11 protein-coding genes are annotated in these 16,594 nt (G+C 66.1%); 7 read left to right on the top strand and 4 right to left on the bottom strand.

The window, feature by feature from the left end:
- Positions 1-365: 365 nt before the first annotated feature.
- The 3 genes from B7G52_RS21755 to B7G52_RS21765 form a co-directional block, all read right to left on the bottom strand.
- Entirely contained in the window at positions 366-1,310 is a 945-nt protein-coding gene (locus tag B7G52_RS21755; protein WP_096699759.1) for a transglutaminase family protein, read from the bottom strand.
- Positions 1,311-1,351: 41 nt separating this feature from the next.
- Positions 1,352-4,132 carry a circularly permuted type 2 ATP-grasp protein gene (locus B7G52_RS21760; RefSeq protein ID WP_096699760.1) on the bottom strand — a complete coding sequence of 927 codons (2,781 nt, stop codon included), beginning with the start codon at positions 4,130-4,132 and terminating at the stop codon, positions 1,352-1,354.
- A 251-nt stretch (positions 4,133-4,383) separates the two neighbouring features.
- On the bottom strand, positions 4,384-7,980 hold the full coding sequence (locus tag B7G52_RS21765) for a DUF2126 domain-containing protein (protein ID WP_096699761.1): 3,597 nt from the start codon (positions 7,978-7,980) through the stop codon (positions 4,384-4,386).
- 223 nt (positions 7,981-8,203) lie between these two features.
- On the opposite strand from B7G52_RS21765, the gene B7G52_RS21770 reads away from it, so the two are divergent.
- The 7 genes from B7G52_RS21770 (at position 8,204) to B7G52_RS21800 (ending at position 15,371) form a co-directional block, all read left to right on the top strand.
- Positions 8,204-10,825 (top strand): DNA internalization-related competence protein ComEC/Rec2, encoded by a 2,622-nt coding sequence (locus B7G52_RS21770; RefSeq protein ID WP_096699768.1) that lies wholly within the window; start codon positions 8,204-8,206, stop codon positions 10,823-10,825.
- Between the two features lie 100 nt (positions 10,826-10,925).
- Positions 10,926-12,449, top strand: a complete 1,524-nt coding sequence (locus B7G52_RS21775; protein ID WP_096699762.1) for a circularly permuted type 2 ATP-grasp protein — start codon at positions 10,926-10,928, stop codon at positions 12,447-12,449.
- Entirely contained in the window at positions 12,449-12,610 is a 162-nt protein-coding gene (locus B7G52_RS21780; protein WP_096699763.1) for an alpha-E domain-containing protein, read from the top strand. Before B7G52_RS21775 ends, B7G52_RS21780 begins: the two co-directional genes overlap by 1 nt.
- Before the next feature lie 16 nt (positions 12,611-12,626).
- Positions 12,627-13,586, top strand: coding sequence for an alpha-E domain-containing protein (locus tag B7G52_RS21785; RefSeq protein ID WP_096699769.1), 960 nt, complete (start codon positions 12,627-12,629; stop codon positions 13,584-13,586).
- Between the two features lie 139 nt (positions 13,587-13,725).
- On the top strand, positions 13,726-14,547 hold the full coding sequence (locus B7G52_RS21790; protein ID WP_096699764.1) for a transglutaminase family protein: 822 nt from the start codon (positions 13,726-13,728) through the stop codon (positions 14,545-14,547).
- Positions 14,548-14,640: 93 nt separating this feature from the next.
- A complete protein-coding gene (locus B7G52_RS21795; protein ID WP_096699765.1) occupies positions 14,641-14,946 on the top strand; it encodes a type II toxin-antitoxin system prevent-host-death family antitoxin in 306 nt (101 codons plus the stop codon).
- Entirely contained in the window at positions 14,943-15,371 is a 429-nt protein-coding gene (locus B7G52_RS21800) for a type II toxin-antitoxin system VapC family toxin (RefSeq protein ID WP_096699766.1), read from the top strand. Before B7G52_RS21795 ends, B7G52_RS21800 begins: the two co-directional genes overlap by 4 nt.
- A gap of 90 nt (positions 15,372-15,461) precedes the next feature.
- On the opposite strand, the gene mltB is transcribed toward B7G52_RS21800, so the two are convergent.
- Complete coding sequence (gene mltB / locus B7G52_RS21805) at positions 15,462-16,580, bottom strand: lytic murein transglycosylase B (RefSeq protein ID WP_096699767.1); 1,119 nt, start codon at positions 16,578-16,580, stop codon at positions 15,462-15,464.
- Positions 16,581-16,594 lie beyond the last annotated feature (14 nt).

Genomic DNA, 16,594 nt, shown 5'->3' on the forward strand with positions numbered 1-16,594 from the left:
CGCCAGCATGAGGTCGATGATGCGGTGTACCGGCTCAACCACAGACCCCGCAAGTGCCTGGGTTACCTCACCCCGCACGAGGTCTTCTATGGCTTGAAGATGCAGCCGATTACACTGCCTTCTGTTGCGCTTTGTACTTGAATCCGCCACGAAATAGGCTCCGGGCCATTATTCGGCGGTCGCTGGTAGCTATGAAAAAGATAGCTTTTCTGGGGGGCGATCAGCAATTCTAGTGCAGTGTTGCATGCTTGATGGAACGAATAAAAGCGATGGATCTTGGGTCAGGGCAAGGCGCAAACCACGCGGTTTTATGTTCCAGATAGCGTGCAACACTGCACTATTCCCGGTGCCGCCGTCCGGCGGCATCACTCGGGTTCGGGGAATTTGGCGATGGGTGTCATCGTCACGGCCACATCCAGCACGTGGCGCGCCCCGCCGCGTATCACGCCGCGCATCGGCGAGACGTCCAGGAAGTCGCGGCCAATGGCCAGCGTGACATAGTCCTCGCCCGGGGCACGGTTGTTGGTGGGGTCGAAGTCCAGCCAGACACCGGGGCTTTGGCCTTCGGCCAGCGCCAGGCCGCCGGCCTTGCTTGCCACCGGGCAGTACACCGAGGCCCAGGCATGCGAGGCATCGCTGCCGATCAGGCGCGGCTGGCCGGGTGCCGGCGTGGTCAGCAGGTAGCCGCTGACGTAACGCGCCGGCACGCCCATGGCGCGGCAGCAGGCGACCATGATGTGGGCAAAGTCCTGGCACACTCCCTTGCCCAGTTGCAGTGCCTCCAGCGCCGGCGTGCCCACCTCGGTGCTTTCGCTGTCGTAGGCCATGTCGGTGTGGATGCGCTCCATCAGGTCCTGCGCCGCTTCGGGCAAGGGCCGCCCAGGCGTGAAGCTGGGCCGGGCAAATTCCGCAAACGCCTCGTCGCGCGGGATGTAGGGTGAGGCGAACAGGAATTCGCAGGCGCTGTCATAGGCGGCGCCGGCGTGGTAGCGGAACTGCTCGCGCACCTGCTCCCAGGGCAGACCTGCCGGCGCGCCTCCCGGGGTAGCGGCAAGCGCCAGGGTGGAGACGATGCTGTCGGCGACCACCGTCAGCTTGTCATGCGGTGTGTGCAGCGAGAAATAGGTGCGCGTGTTGCCGTACACGTCAGTCAGCTCCTGCAGCCGTGCCGGTTGCGGGCTGATCGTCAGCCGGTGGCGCAGCAGTTGCTGGCCGGCGTGGCTGGCCGGCTTGAGGTGCAGCACATGGTGGGCATTTTCCACGGTAGGGCTGTACGCATAACGCGTTTCATGAACAAGGTGAAGCAGCATCGCCAAAAGGAAAAGAAAGGTTGCGCAGCCGAGCCCCGGGCTCAGGCGCCCAGGCTGTGTTCGTCCGGGGCCACGTGGCTGAAGTAGCGCCGGCTCAGCGTGTCCGAGAGCTCGAAGGCGGCGTTGCAGCACAGCTCGAGCTGCGCCAGCAGGCCCGCGTACGGTTCGCTGTCCGGCGCGCCGGGGGCGGGGGAACACAGGTCGTCCAGGCGCCAGCTGCCCGGGTCGGGCAAGGCGGGCGCCAGGTCGGGCACCGGCTGCGGCGCGCCCACGGTGTTTTCGGCCAGGCGCGCAAGACGGCCGCGCAGCGTCTGGGTGACCCAGCCGAGCGAGCGCGGGTTGTCGCGGTCTAGCACCAGTAGGTCCAGCAGCGCCGGCACATCGCGTTGCTGCTGGTACTGGGCATGGAAGGTGATGGTGCTGTCGAACAGCGCGAGGATGGCGCCGAAGCCACCCTCGTCGAACACGGCGCCGGTTTCAAAGCCGAGGATCAGCGAGGAGGCCAGCGTGTTCAGCCGCTCGATGTGGCGCCCCGTGCTGAGCAGGCGCCAGCCGTCGTCGCGGCTCATGCGGTCGGTTTGTGCGCCGGTCATGGCGGCCAGGAAGCCGCTGGCCGACTCCAGTGCCGCCAGCGCTTCCACCGAGGAGTATTCGAGCGCCTGGGAGGCGGGGTGTTCAGGGCCGCTAAAGGCTTCGCAGCGTGAGAAGAAATCAGCCTCGGCCCGCATGATCACGTGCCACTGTTCCTGCGACAGCCGCTCGCGCACCGCCGAGGCTGCGCCCTTGAGTGCACGCAGGTTGTAGCCCACGCTGGCGGCGTCTTCGGTATCGGCCAGGCTGGCAATCAGCGAGCGTTCGAACACGCGGCGCGACTGCGTCGCAGGCGGCACCGAGTCCATCACCAAGCCGTTTTTCACGGCCAGCTCCGACAGCCAGGCCAGCAGCGGTTGCGAGGACTGGTCTTCACCGTTGAGGGACTGCAGGGTCAGCTGGGCCATGCGGATGGCGTTTTCGGTGCGCTCGGTGTAACGGCCCAGCCAGTACAGGTTTTCGGCGGCGCGGCTGGTGACCGGGGGTTTGTGCCGCGCAGGCGTTGCCGCCCGGGGCTGGGCGCCCGGTTCCGCCGCCAGGCTGACCGCCGACGGTGAGCCATTGGCGGGGGGGCTCATGGCGGCGCCGGTCGTCGCCTTGCGCGGCGGCGCAGATTCGGCCAGCGCCCACACATCGGCGCTGCTGCCGCCTTGCTGCATGGAGGCAATCTTGTCATTGGGGCCGGCCAGCCGCGCGAGCCCGCCGGGCAGGACCTGCCAGGAGCCGGCGCCGTCGGCCACCGCAAACACGCGCAGCATGGTCGAGCGCGGGGCGATCCGCTGACCCTGCCAGGTCGGCGTCTGCGACAGCGGCAGGTAGGCCTGCACGGTGTAGTCTTCGCCGCGCCGGAGCAGGCGACCAGCCCACTCATCGAGTTCGCGGCGCGACAGCGTCTGCGCAATCACCGATTCAATGCCCGACTCCGGATAAGTGCCCTTGATGACACATTCCTTCAGCCGCGGCAGCACCGCTTGCAGGGCGGCCTGCTCGCCACACCACCAGGTGGCCAGCGAGGGCAGGGCCAGCGGCTCGTCGAGCAGGTGGCGCGACAGTGCCGGCAGAAAGCCCAGCAGTGCGCTGGATTCGAGAAAGGCCGAGCCTGGGGCATTGGCCACCAGCACGTTGCCTGCGCGTATCGCCTGTAGCAGGCCGGGAACGCCGAGCGTGGAGTCCGAGCGCAGCTCCAGCGGGTCCAGAAACTCGTCGTCCACGCGCTTGAGCAGGCCGTGCACGGGCTCCAGCCCCTGCAGGGTCTTGAGGTAGAGCTTGTCGTCGCGCACCAGCAGGTCGCTGCCCTCCACCAGGGTCAGGCCGAGGTAACGCGCGAGGTAGGCATGCTCGAAATAGGTCTCGTTGTAGGGGCCGGGGGTCAGCAGCACGATGCGGCTTTCCTCGCCGCACTTGCGCGCCGGGCTGGCCGCCTTCAGGCCATCGACCAGCGCCTTGTAGGAAGCGGCCAGGCGCTGCACCTTCAGTTCGCGGAAGGCCTCGGGAAACAGCCGCGAGATCGCCAGGCGGTTTTCCAGCAGGTAACCCAGGCCCGAGGGCGCCTGGGTGCGTTGTGAGACCACCCACCAGCGCCCGTCGGGGCCGCGCGCCAGGTCGAAGGCGACGATGTGCAGAAAGGTACCGCCGGCCGGCCGCACGCCATGCATGGCACGCAGGTAGCCGGGGTGGCCCTGCACCAGCGCCGCAGGCAGCAGGCCCAGCGCCAGCAGCTGCTGTGGGCCGTACACGTCGGCCATGATGCGCTCCAGCAGCCGGGCGCGCTGCTGCACACCGGCGGCGATCTGCGCCCAGTCCTGCGCCGGCAGGATCAGCGGAAACAGGTCCAGCGACCAGGGCCGCTGCGGGCCATTGGCGTCGGCATACACGTTGTAGGTCACGCCGTTGTCGCGGATCTGGCGTTGCAGGTTGGCGGTGCGGTGGTTCAGGTCGTCAAAACCGTCGCCGCCCAGAAAGTTGAAGAACCGGCTCCAGTCGGGTGACAGGCGGGCTGCGGGGACGGCGGCTGGACCGGTGTCGGGCGCTGATGCCGGCGTTACAGCGGTACCCGCCAGCTGCAGCGCTTGCTGGGTTTGGGTTTGGCTGGCCGCTGGCGGGGCTTTGTCCAGGGTTCGCCCGTGCAACTCGTCAAAATGGCCGGCTGCCGCCGGCAGGGCGAGGGCCGCCGCCAGATCGCCAGGCGCTTCCAGCGCTGCCGCTGCGAAAAGTGAGTCGTTGTTTTCCACGGTGGCCCAAGTATGCCTTTATGCCTGACCGGTCAACGGCCTGGCGCGGGATTTTCCCTCTGTTCGCGCAATGATGACGCGCCCCGGGCGGCCCTTGTTGCGGCCACAAGACAAATGCAGGCCCCGCCGAAGGTTGGGAGATTTCCGCACAGTCCGTTCGGGCTGAGCTTGTCGAAGCCTCTCCGAAGCTGTGGGTGTGTGTAGAAGCGTTTCGACAAGCTCAACACGAACGGGAGAAGTTTTTCACCGCGCTAGCGCAGGTCCAGCGTGAACGGAAACTCCCGGCTCGGCTGCGCGGGCTGGACCCGCATCTTGCCCGCGGTGTGGCCCATCTGGAAAAAGCGGTTCAGGCGCCGGCTTTCGGCTTCATACGAGTTGACCGGCAGGGTGTCGTAGCTCAGCCCGCCGGGGTGGGCCACGTGGTACTGGCAGCCGCCCAGTGAACGTTCCATCCAGGTGTCCACGATGTCAAACGTCAGCGGCGCATGCACGCCGATCGAGGGGTGCAGGGCCGAGGGCGGGTTCCAGGCCTTGTAACGCACGCCGGCCACGTATTCGCCGACCGTGCCGGTGCTTTGCAGCGGCAGCGCGCGGCCGTTGGCGGTGATGACGTAGCGGTTGTCGTTGAGGCCGGTCACATGCACTTCGACACGCTCCAGCGAGGAGTCCACATAACGCACGGTGCCGCCGGACGAGCCTTCCTCGCCCATCACATGCCAGGGCTCCAGCGCGCTGCGCAGGGTCAGCTCGATGCTGTTGGCCTTCACCTGGCCGATCATCGGGAAGCGGAACTCGAAATGCGGTTCGAACCAGGCCATGTCGAAGGCGTAACCAGCTTCGTTGAGCTCGGTCAGCACGTCGGCAAAATCCATGCGCACAAAACCCGGCAGCAGAAAGCGGTCGTGCAGCGCGGTGCCCCAGCGCGTCATGCGGCCGTGGTAAGGCTTGTTCCAGAAACGCGCGACCAGCGCACGCAGCAGCAATTGCTGCACGATGCTCATGCGGGCGTGCGGCGGCATTTCAAAAGCGCGCAGCTCCAGCAGGCCGAGGCGGCCGGTGGCCGAGTCGGGCGAGTACATCTTGTCGATGCAAAACTCGCTGCGGTGTGTGTTGCCGGTGACGTCGACCAGGATGTTGCGCAGCGTGCGGTCAACAATCCACGGCGGCATGTCCTGGCCGTATTTCTCGCGGTTGGCGGCGATCTCGCGCAGCGCGATTTCGAGCTCGTAGAGCTGGTCGTTGCGCGCCTCGTCCACGCGCGGCGCCTGGCTGGTCGGGCCGATGAACATGCCCGAGAACAAATAACTCAGCGAGGGGTGGTTGTGCCAGTAGGCGATCAGGCTGCCCAGCATTTCGGGTTTGCGCAAAAACGGGCTGTCCGGCGGTGTGGCGCCGCCCAGCACAAAGTGGTTGCCGCCGCCGGTGCCGGTGTGGCGGCCGTCGGTCATGAATTTTTCGGCGGACAGGCGCGTCTCGTGCGCGATCTTGTAGAGAAACTCGGTGTGTTCGACCAGTTCGTTCCAGTTGTAGGCCGGGTGGATGTTGACCTCGATGACGCCAGGGTCGGGCGTGACCTGCAGCATCTTCAGGCGCGGATCACGCGGCGGCGGGTAGCCTTCGAGCACGATCTGCAGGCCCAGCGCCTGCGCACTGGCCTCGACGGCCGCCAGCAGGTCCAGGTAGTCTTCGAGGCGCTCCAGCGGCGGCATGAAGATGTAGAGTGCGCCGGTTTCCGCCTTCGCGCCTTTTTCTTTCGGCGCTGCCTTGGGTTTGTCCTGGGGGCCATTGGCGCGCGTCGGGTCGCGCACTTCCACACACAGCGCGGTGCGGGTCAGCCAGGCGGCGGACTCGCCGGGTTTGGGCAGGCGGGCATTTTCGTCAACGGCCCCAGACGCCGGCTTGGCGGTCACGGCGGGCGCTTTGGCGCTTTGGTCGAAGCGTATGTCGGTGCTGACCGTGGCCGGCCTGAACTGCAGCAGGCGGCTGGCTTCATTGCGCGGGCCACTGGCCGTCATGTAACGCGCCATGTACTGGGCCAGCATGCTGGCGCTGTTGTGGCCGGTTGCGGGTGCAGCCGCTACAGGCGCGGGAACCGGCGCGGCTTGCCCGGTGGCGGCGTTGTAACGCGCGGCCAGGGCCGCGGTGGAGGGCAACTCGTCCCGCGGCGCAAACGGGTCGGCCTCGGTCATGTAGGGGAAGTCGGTCTTCGAGACCCAGGGCACCGAGTCCAGCGGCAGGCGGTAACCCATGGGCGAGTCGCCCGGCATCAGGTACATGCGTTCGTCGCGGAAAAACCAGGGGCCGGTGGACCACTGGGGGCCACTACCCGCAGCACTTTCTTCGCGAACCTTGAGCGGCAGCACATAACCCACCACCGCGTCCAGCCCCTGCGAGAACACGCGGCGCAGGCGCGCGCGTTCCATGGCATCGTCGAGCTTGGTGTCGAAGGGGTCCACATTGACCGGCAGCCGGCGCTCGCGCCACAGGTAGTACCAGGTGTCCTCGTAGCCCGGCGTGATGTGTTTGGCGGACAGGCCCAGCTTGCCGGCCAGCGTCTCGGTGAAACGGCGCGCATCGTCACTGGTGTAGCTGCAGGGCTGGCGTTCGTCGGTGAACAGCGCCGGGTTCTGCCAGACCGGCTGGCCGTCCTTGCGCCAAAAAATGCTCAGCGCCCAGCGCGGCAGTTGCTCGCCCGGGTACCACTTGCCCTGGCCGAAATGCAGGAAGCCGCCGTTGCCGTATTCAGCGCGCAGCTTTTGCACGAGTTCGGTCGCGTAGCCGCGTTTGGTCGGGCCCAGCGCGTCGATGTTCCATTCGGCGGCGTCGCGGTCCTGGGTGGCGACAAAGGTTGGTTCGCCGCCCATGGTCAGACGCACGTCGCCGGCGACCAGGTCCTGGTCCACCTGGTGGCCGAGCTTGAGCACGTCGGCCCACAAGGCGTCGGTGTAGGGCTGGGTCACGCGCGGCGATTCGAAGATGCGCTGCACTCCCATGTGGTGGGCAAACTCCACTTCGCTTTCGTCCACACCGCCTTCAATCGGCGCCGCGCTCGAAGGCTCGGGTGTGCAGGCCAGCGGGATGTGGCCTTCGCCGGCCATCAGGCCCGAGGTCGGGTCCAGGCCGACCCAGCCGGCACCGGGCAGAAACACCTCGCACCAGGCGTGCAGGTCGGTGAAGTCGGTCTCGGCGCCGCTGGGGCCGTCGAGCGACTTGACGTCGGCCTTGAGCTGGATCAGGTAACCCGAGACAAAACGTGCGGCCAGCCCGAGGTGGCGAAACAGCTGCACCATGAGCCAGCCGGTGTCGCGGCAGGAGCCGACGGCCAGCTGCAGGGTTTCTTCCGGCGTCTGCACGCCGGGCTCCATGCGGATGGCGTACTTGATGTCGTGCTGCAGCTTCTGGTTCAGCCCGACCAGGAAGTCGATGGTGCGTTTGGGCGTGCGGTCGATGGCGGCCAGATAACTTTTGAGCAGCGGCGTGGCCGGCTCGGTGGCCAGGTAAGGCGCCAGCTCATGCGCCTGCGCCTTGCTGTACTTGAACGGGAATTCCTCGGCGTCGGGCTCGAGGAAGAAGTCAAACGGGTTGAACACCACCATCTCGACGACCAGGTCCACCGTGACCTTGAACTCGCGTGTTGGCTCGGGAAAAACCAGCCGCGCCTGGTAGTTGGCAAACGGGTCCTGCTGCCAGTTGATGAAATGGCCCTTGGGCTCCACCGTCAGCGAATACGACAACACCTTGGTGCGGCTGTGCGGCGCTGGTCGTAGCCGGACCACCTGCGGGCCGAGGCGAACCAGCCGGTCGTATTGGTAGTGGGTGATGTGACTGAGGGCAACATGAATGGACAAGGCAATCTCGCTTTTCGAATATTTCGGGGGCTATGCTGGCACTATGCCGCAGAAACAGCATGCTTCGGGGGCTGCCCCCTGAACAACGGTTTTAATCCGATCCATACAAGCAAGAGCTGCGCCAAAGGCCGACATGGCTGTCAGCGCAGCGCCTGAGTTCTCCGTTAAACACGGAACCGGAAACCGCAGGCCAGAAAAACAAAGGGGGCGTTTGGTGCAAGTGATGTCAGCCGCGACGCCTCCCGGGGCCAGGTTGCTGGGCCCCCTCCTGGTCGGCTTTGTGGCGGGCGCCGCCCTGCAGTTGCAGCAGCGCGGGCTGTGGGAGGCCGGACTGTATGCGGGCATCGCCGTCGGTGCCGCCGTGTTGGCCGGCCTGGTGGCGCTCACCACGTCCCCGGCGAAGGCGGCCTGGTCCGCGCGCAGCCTGGCGACGCTGGTGCTGGCGCTGTCGGCCGGGTTTGCACTGACCGGCCTGCGCGCGGCAGCTTTCCAGGCCGGCGCACTGGCCCCGGCGCTGGAAGGCAAGGACATCGAGGTCACCGGGCGGGTGCTGGCCATGCCCCAGCGCGGCGACGACGGCCTGCGTTTCCGGTTTGCGGTGCAGAGCGCCCGGCTGGACGGGCAGCCGGTGGTGTTGCCGGCGCAGGTCTACCTCGGCTGGTATACGGGTTTTGGCAGCCGGGAACCCGCCGACGCTGAAAGCCTGGATGCCCCCGCGGCGCTTCTTGCGCTGCAGCGCCAGCCGCAGAACCTGCGTGCGGGCGAGCACTGGCGCATGACGGTGCGCCTGAAGGCGCCGCACGGCAACAGCAACCCGCACGGCTTCGACTACGAACTCTGGCTGTGGGAGCAGGGCCTGCAGGCCACCGGGTATGTGCGTGCCGGACCGCGCGATGCGCCGCCGCAGCTGCTGGCCGGTGGTTGGCGCCACCCGGTCGAGCGGGCGCGGCAGTGGATGCGCGATGCGGTGTATGCACGCGTGCCGGACCGCCAACTGGCCGGCGTGGTGGCGGCCTTGCTGGTGGGCGATCAGAACGCCATCGAACGCGCCGACTGGGATGTGTTCCGGGCCACCGGCGTGGCGCATTTGATGAGTATTTCCGGATTGCACATCACCATGTTCGCCTGGCTGGCGGCGCAGGCCATCGGCTGGCTGTGGCGGCGCTCGGCGGGCTGGAGTCCTGCCCTGTGTCTGGCGGTTCCGGCGGCGAGTGCCGCAGCCTGGGGCGGCTTGCTGCTGGCCGCGGCTTACGCGCTGTTTTCGGGCTGGGGCGTGCCGGCGCAACGCACAGTCTGGATGCTGGCGGCCGTGGTGCTGCTGCGCCAGAGCGGCAAACGCTGGCCCTGGCCGCAGGTGTGGCTGCTGGCCATGGCGGTCGTGGTGGCGCTGGATCCCTGGGCCCTGCTGCAGGCCGGTTTCTGGCTGTCATTTGTGGCGGTGGGGGTACTCTTTGCCGCCGGGCCGCCCCAAGGCAAAGAAGCCCCCTTGGGGGGCAGGGAGCCACACGCAGTGGGCGAGCGTGGGGGCGATGATTTTGCTACAGATTCAGGAGCTGGTCGCGCAGATACGGTAAGGGGTAACGGCACATTTGATACTAAAAATCCCGGGTTTCCGGGCTTGCGGATGCCCTGGCTGGCGCGGATGGCAGGCGCTCTCGTTCGCGTTGCCCGCGAGCAATGGATCGTGACCCTGGCGCTCACGCCGCTGTCGCTGCTGCTGTTCAACCAGGTCTCGCTGGTCGGCCTGCTCGCCAATGGCCTGGCGATTCCATGGGTGACCCTGCTGGTGACGCCCTTGACCATGCTGGGGGTGCTCTGGGCGCCGTTCTGGGACCTGGCGGCTGCTGCGGTGGCGGCCCTGATGGTGTTTCTGCAATGGCTGGCGCGCTGGCCGCTGGCCAGCATCAGCGTGGCGGCCGCGCCGCTGTGGGCTGCAGTGGCCGGTGTGGCGGGCGGTTTGCTGCTGGCCATGCGCCTGCCCTGGCACTGGCGGGCGCTGGGCCTGCCGCTGCTGTTGCCGGTGCTGCTCTGGCAACCGCTGCGACCACCGGCCGGCGAGTTCGAACTGATCGCCGCCGATGTGGGGCAGGGCAATGCGCTGGTCGTTCGTACCGCCGGGCACACGCTGGTCTATGACAGCGGGCCGCGCTTTTCGCGCGAGAGCGACGCCGGGCACCGGGTGCTGGTGCCCCTGCTGCGCGCCCTGGGTGAACGTGTGGACACGCTGATGCTGAGCCACCGCGACAGCGACCACATAGGCGGCGCGCCGGCCGTGCTGGCGATGCAGCCGCAGGCGGCCCTGCTCAGTTCCATCGAAGACGGCCACGAGCTGCAGGCGCTGCGCCCTGCCACCCGCTGCGTGGCGGGCCAGCGCTGGCAATGGGATGGGGTCGATTTCGAGGTCCTGCATCCCGCCGCTGGCGACTATGAAACGCCGACCCGGTCCAACGCCATGAGCTGCGTGCTGCACCTGTCCAACGGCCGGCGCAGCGCCTTGCTGGCCGGCGACATCGAGCTGGCCCAGGAGCAGCGCCTGGTGGCCGCAGGCACGATGCTGCGGGCCGACGTGTTGCTGGTGCCGCACCATGGCAGCAAGACCTCGTCCAGCGCAGCGTTTCTGGAGGCCGTGCAGCCCACGCTGGCGTTCGCGCAGGCCGGGTACCGCAACCGTTTTGGCCACCCGGCGCCGCCGGTGCTGGCGCGTTACCGCGAGCGCGGGATTGTGGTGGTCACCTCGCCGGTCTGCGGCGCCGCCAGCTGGGCCAGCCAGCACCCGGCCGAGGTCCGCTGCCAGCGGCAGGCGGCACTGCGTTACTGGCAGCACCGGATGGATACGCCGCGCTAGAAATCCGCACAAATAGTGATTCGCCTACGAACGGCTGGCGCATTACTTGCTAAGCTCATGGCATAACAATCGATTCGTAAAACTGCTGGAGACCAAGCCGATGAGCCGCCCCATGTTTGATGAGATGAATGCAACGGCGTCCAGTGTCCGCGAGCACTACCAGGCCTACCAGCGCTGGCTGGCCAGGCAGCCTGAGGCGGTCATGCAGGCCAGGCGTGCCGAAGCCGAAATGATTTTTCGCCGTGTCGGCATCACCTTTGCGGTGTATGGCGACAAGGACGACGGCAACGCCGACAACGGCGGCACCGAGCGGCTGATTCCGTTTGACCTGATCCCGCGCATCATCCCCGCGCACGAGTGGGCCCGCATGGAAAAAGGGCTGATCCAGCGTGTCACGGCGCTGAACCGCTTCATCCACGACGTCTACCACGACCAGGAAATCATCAAGGCCGGCGTGATTCCGTCCGAGCAGATTTTCCAGAACGCGCAGTTCCGCCCCGAGATGATGGGCGTCGAGGTGCCCGGCAACATCTACTCGCACATCAGCGGCATCGACATCGTGCGCGCCCCGAACGCGCAGGGCGAGGGCGAGTACTACGTGCTCGAGGACAACCTGCGCGTGCCCAGCGGCGTGAGCTACATGCTGGAAGACCGCAAGATGATGATGCGGCTGTTCCCCGACCTGTTCAGCGAAAACCGCGTCGCCCCCGTCGCGCATTACCCCGACCTGCTGCTGGAGACCCTGCGCGACAACTCGCCGGCGCACCGCGCCGAACCGACGGTGGTGGTGCTGACACCGGGCATGTACAACTCGGCCTATTTTGAACACGCCTTCCTGGCGCAACAGATGGGCGTCGAGCTGGTCGAGGGGCAGGACCTGTTCGTCAAGGACAACTTCGTCTACATGCGCACTACACGCGGCCCGAAACGCGTCGACGTGATTTACCGCCGCGTCGACGATGACTTCCTCGACCCGCTGGCTTTCCGTCCGACCTCCACGCTGGGCTGCGCCGGCCTGCTCAATGTCTACCGCAGCGGCAACGTGGCGCTGTGCAACGCCATCGGCACCGGCGTCGCCGACGACAAGTCGATTTACCCCTATGTGCCGAAGATGATCGAGTTCTACCTCGGTGAAAAACCCATCCTGAAAAACGTGCCGACCTACATGTGCCGCAACGAGGACGACCTCCAGTACACGCTGGCCAACATGAAAGACCTGGTCATCAAGGAAGTGCACGGCGCCGGCGGCTACGGCATGCTGGTCGGCCCGGCCGCCACGCAGGCCGAGATCGAGAACTTCCGCCAGGCCGTGCTGGCCAACCCGGCCGGCTACATCGCCCAGCCGACGCTGAGCCTGTCGACTTGCCCGACCTATGTCGAGAGCGGCATCGCGCCGCGCCACATCGATTTGCGGCCGTTTGTGCTGAGCGGAAAAATCGTGCAGATGGTGCCGGGCGGGTTGACGCGTGTGGCGCTGAAAGACGGCTCGCTGGTGGTCAATTCCTCGCAGGGCGGCGGCACCAAGGACACCTGGGTGCTCGAAGACGGTGACAGCCCCTTGCAGTCCCAATCGCAGTCGCAGTCCGGACAATCACAAAGCCAGTCACAGGGAGGAAGCAAATAATGTTGTCACGCACCGCCGATCACCTGTTCTGGATGTCCCGCTACACCGAGCGGGCAGGCGACATGCCGCAGGCATTCGCGGGGATGACTCATCAATTGCGCGAAGCGCTTGTGACGTCATCACCAAAACACGCAAAGCGCGCCAGCGCTTTCGGTGTTTGAGGCCAAGGAGAAAAAAATGTTATCTAGAACCGCCGATCATCTTTTCTGGATGTCCCGCTACACCGAGCGCGCCGAAAACACCGCGCGCATGCTGGATGTGAACTACCAGACCTCCCTGCTGCCGCAGTCAACCGCCGTGGCGCAAGTGGGCTGGCAGGGGCTGCTCAGCATCAGCGAGCTCTCGGCCGCCTACGAAAGCAAATACGGCGGCGTGAACGCGCGCGACGTGATGGACTTCATGGTGCGTGACGAGAAAAATTCGTCGAGCATCATCTCCTGCCTGAAAAACGCGCGCGAGAACGCGCGCGCCGTGCGCGGTACGCTGACCACCGAGGTCTGGGAGACGCAGAACCAGACCTACCTCGAGATTTTTCGCATGCTGCGCAACGGCGACTTCGAGCGCGACCCCAGCCAGTTTTTTGAGTGGGTCAAGTTCCGCTCGCACCTGTCGCGCGGCGTCACCGTGGGCACCATGCTGCAGGACGAGGCGTTGTACTTCATGCGGCTGGGGACGTTTCTCGAGCGCGCCGACAACACCGCGCGCCTCGTCGATGTGAAATTTCACGCGGTGCAAAGCGACTTCTACGGCGCGGCCAGCGTGAAAGACCAGGAGTACGACTTCTACCACTGGAGCGCGATCCTGCGCAGCGTCAGCGCCTTCGAGATCTACCGCCGGGTCTACCGCAACGTGATCAAGCCCGAACGCGTGGCCGAGCTGCTGATCCTGCGCGCCGACATGCCGCGCTCGCTGGCCGCCAGCCTGCAGGAGGTGGTGAGCAACCTGCAGAAGGTCACCGACGACCAGACCTGCGAGACCGTGCGCCGCGCCGGCAAACTCAATGCCGACCTGCAGTACGCGCGCATCGACGAGATTCTGGCCACCGGCCTGCACGCCTACCTGACGCAGTTCCTCGACCGCGTGAACGAACTCGGCGCCCACATCAGCCGCGACTTCCTGGTTCCGGCGACGGCGTGAAGCACCACCGCGCGGGCTCTTCAAACCAGCCAGGGCCGCGGATCTGGCTTTGCCAGTCCGCAGGCGCAGCGGCCCCTTTACCAGTGCGAGGGGCAGGGAGCCGCCGCAGGCTCGAAGTGCGCGACCGTGGGGGCCCGTCATGAAGCTGCACGTCCGGCACACCACGCGGTACCGCTACACCGAGCCCCTGCGTTATGCGCTGCAGACGCTGTGGCTGACGCCGAAGTCCGGCCCCTCGCAAACCGTCCTCTTCTGGACGCTGGGCGCCCCCGGCGTGTTGCACGAGCAGCATGACGGCTGCGGCAACAGCATCCACTCCTACACCTTTGTCGCCGAAGCGGCCGCCCATGTGACCGGCAGCCTGGTCAACGCGGCGGGGCAGGTGGACACGCTGGGTGTGGCCGAATTCACCGACGACGCTGCCATGCCGCACCCGGCTTTTTTCCTCAGGCCGACGGCACTTGCCGCGCCGCATCCTTCGCTGGCCGAGTTCGGTCGCCGCTTTGTGCCGCCATCCACGCCGGCCGGTGTCACGGACTTGAGTATGATTTTGGCCCTGAGCCAAGGCGTGGCGGGCGCCGTCAGCTACCAAAAAAATAGCACCAGCGTGACCACCACGGCGCTGCAGGCTTTTGAAGCCGGCGCCGGTGTCTGCCAGGACCAGGCTCATGTGATGGTGGCCATCTGCCGCAGCCTGGGCATTCCGGCGCGTTATGTCAGTGGTTATTTCTACGCCGCCAACGAACCCGACCTCGCCAGCCACGCCTGGGCCGACATCTGCCTCGACGTGGCGGCCCGGCGCTGGGTCAGCATCGACGTCACCCACAGTTGCCCCATCGACCAACGCCACGTGCGCCTGGCCGTCGGCACCGACTACAACGCCTGCCCGCCCATCAAGGGCATACGCCATGGCGGCGGGGAGGAAGAAATGTTGGTGGATATCACGATTGAGCCGGTGTGAATCGGGTGCTTGAAAAAGGTTACCTCCTTTGGGTTGGAGGGCGGAGGATTTTCTTGTAAAATTTGACTAGTTCATCAAACTAGTCAATTAATCATGCGAACCGATGTCCCTCAACCACCCGCATCCGCCTGGCGGCTGCAAGATGCCAAGGCGCAATTCAGCGCAGTGGTCGATAACGCCATGCGCGGCGTGCCGCAGCACGTCACACGCAGCGGCAAGCGGGCCGTGGTGGTGCTTTCGGAGGAAGACTTTGAAGCCCTGCAGCGCAGCGCAGCCAGCCGGGCCCATGCGCCTGTGAGCCTGATCGAGCATTTGCTGGCCATGCCCAAAGCGCCTCGCGGCGCGCAGACTGATTCGCCCCGCCTCGACATACAGCCCCGCGACGTGGATTTTTCATGATTCTGCTGGACACCATGGTGCTGTCCGAGTTGCGCAAGGCCAGGCCGAATGCTGGCGTGGTGGCATATCTGAAAAGCCAGGTACCTGACGCTGTTTTTGTGAGCGCCCTGACCATTGGCGAGATTGAGGCGGGCATTGAAAAGCAACGCAGCACGGAACCCGAATTTGCCGCGGAACTCGCCCAGTGGCTGGCGCTGATGGAATTGCAGTTTGCCCACAACATCCTGCCGGTGACCCCGGCGATTGCCAAACTGTGGGGACGGCTGTGCGTGCAGACGGGCAACAAGGGAATTGATAACCTGATTGCCGCCACCGCCTTGTGCCATAACCTGACGGTGGTCACACGCAATGTAAAGGATTTCGAGCCGACGGGGGTGCGGGTGTTTGATCCGTTTGGCCCGGTGAAGGCTGGCTTGTTGTCTTGAGACGCCGGCTTCCTTGTGCCGCACGCGTAGGCCGCGCAGGTGTTCACATGGGTCTCTCAAGGTCTGAGACCCGGCTGGCGGCGTCCACCGTCACCTCACCCGCGCCGCCACTTCCCGCCCCAGCTCGATCACCGCCATCGCGTAATAACTGCTCCAGTTGTAGCGCGTGATGGCATAGAAATTTTCCGTGCCCGCGACATAACTAGGCGCGCTGCCGCCGTTGTTGGGGTCGCCGTTGAGCAGCTCAATCAGCGCCAGCGGCCCGGGGTGCTTCAGGGCTTCGCCTTCCAGCACCGCGCCCTTGGCGGAGAAGCTGGCCACGCTGAAGGTCGGCAAAATGTCGGGGGCCATCAACGTGTCCATGTCCAGCGTAGCGGTATCAAAACGAACCGGGTAATGCGTGGGCATACCGGGTTGCCAGTTGAAGGCCTTGAAATAACTGGCGACCGAGCCGATCACGTCGGCGGGGCTGTTCCACAAATCCACCTTGCCGTCGCCGTCGAAGTCCACCGCGTACTTGACCCAGCTCGAGGGCATGAACTGCGGCATGCCCATGGCGCCGGCGTAGCTGCCGCGCGGGGTCAGCGGGTCGCTGCCGAGGCGGCTCTGGTGGCTCAGGAACTGTTCGAGTTCGCCTTTGAAAAACTCGCTGCGTTCCCGGGCCCGCGGATGGGCGGACGGGAAGTCGAAGGCCAGCGTGGTCAGTGCGTCCAGCACGCGGAACTTGCCGGTATCGCGGCCGTAAATGGTCTCCACCCCGATGATGCCGACGATGATGTCGGCGGGCACGCCGTATTCCGCTTCGGCGCGCGCCAGGCTGGCCTGGTTGTCCCGCCAGAAGGCTGCGCCGGCGGCGATGCGGACCGGGTCGATGAAACGGCTGCGGTAGACGCGCCAGTTCTTGGTAAAGGTCTTGGCCGGCGGTTGCATCAGCCGCACGACGGTGGGGCTGAAGCGCGCCTGGCCGATGGCGTCGCGCACCCATGCCACGTCGAGGTCGCGCCGGCTGGCCATGTCGTCGGCAAAACGCATGGCTTCGGGGCGGCTGGCGTAGGCGCTGTCCTGCTCGGCCGCCTGCTGCACCTTGATCCTCCGGGGTTTGGGGTCTTTTGCGGTGCTGGCGCTTGCTGTGCCTGCGCTGACAGCTATCAAAAGAAGAGCAGCCAGGAGGCGGGGCGAGGCAAGGGGAGAAAACGGGCGGGCAATCATGCGGAAGGGGCGGG

The sequence above is a fragment of the Polaromonas sp. AER18D-145 genome, assembly GCF_002379095.1.
Lineage (GTDB): Bacteria > Pseudomonadota > Gammaproteobacteria > Burkholderiales > Burkholderiaceae_C > Polaromonas.

What these genes read in the sequence shown, in the direction of transcription:
- B7G52_RS21755 (WP_096699759.1), bottom strand. Translation starts at nt 1,310, where the DNA reads ATGCTGCTTCACCTTGTTCATGAAACGCGTTATGCGTACAGCCCTACC.
- B7G52_RS21770 (WP_096699768.1), top strand. Translation starts at nt 8,204, where the DNA reads ATGTCAGCCGCGACGCCTCCCGGGGCCAGGTTGCTGGGCCCCCTCCTG.
- B7G52_RS21775 (WP_096699762.1), top strand. Translation starts at nt 10,926, where the DNA reads ATGAGCCGCCCCATGTTTGATGAGATGAATGCAACGGCGTCCAGTGTC.
- B7G52_RS21780 (WP_096699763.1), top strand. Translation starts at nt 12,449, where the DNA reads ATGTTGTCACGCACCGCCGATCACCTGTTCTGGATGTCCCGCTACACC.
- B7G52_RS21785 (WP_096699769.1), top strand. Translation starts at nt 12,627, where the DNA reads ATGTTATCTAGAACCGCCGATCATCTTTTCTGGATGTCCCGCTACACC.
- B7G52_RS21790 (WP_096699764.1), top strand. Translation starts at nt 13,726, where the DNA reads ATGAAGCTGCACGTCCGGCACACCACGCGGTACCGCTACACCGAGCCC.
- B7G52_RS21795 (WP_096699765.1), top strand. Translation starts at nt 14,641, where the DNA reads ATGCGAACCGATGTCCCTCAACCACCCGCATCCGCCTGGCGGCTGCAA.
- B7G52_RS21800 (WP_096699766.1), top strand. Translation starts at nt 14,943, where the DNA reads ATGATTCTGCTGGACACCATGGTGCTGTCCGAGTTGCGCAAGGCCAGG.
- mltB (WP_096699767.1), bottom strand. Translation starts at nt 16,580, where the DNA reads ATGATTGCCCGCCCGTTTTCTCCCCTTGCCTCGCCCCGCCTCCTGGCT.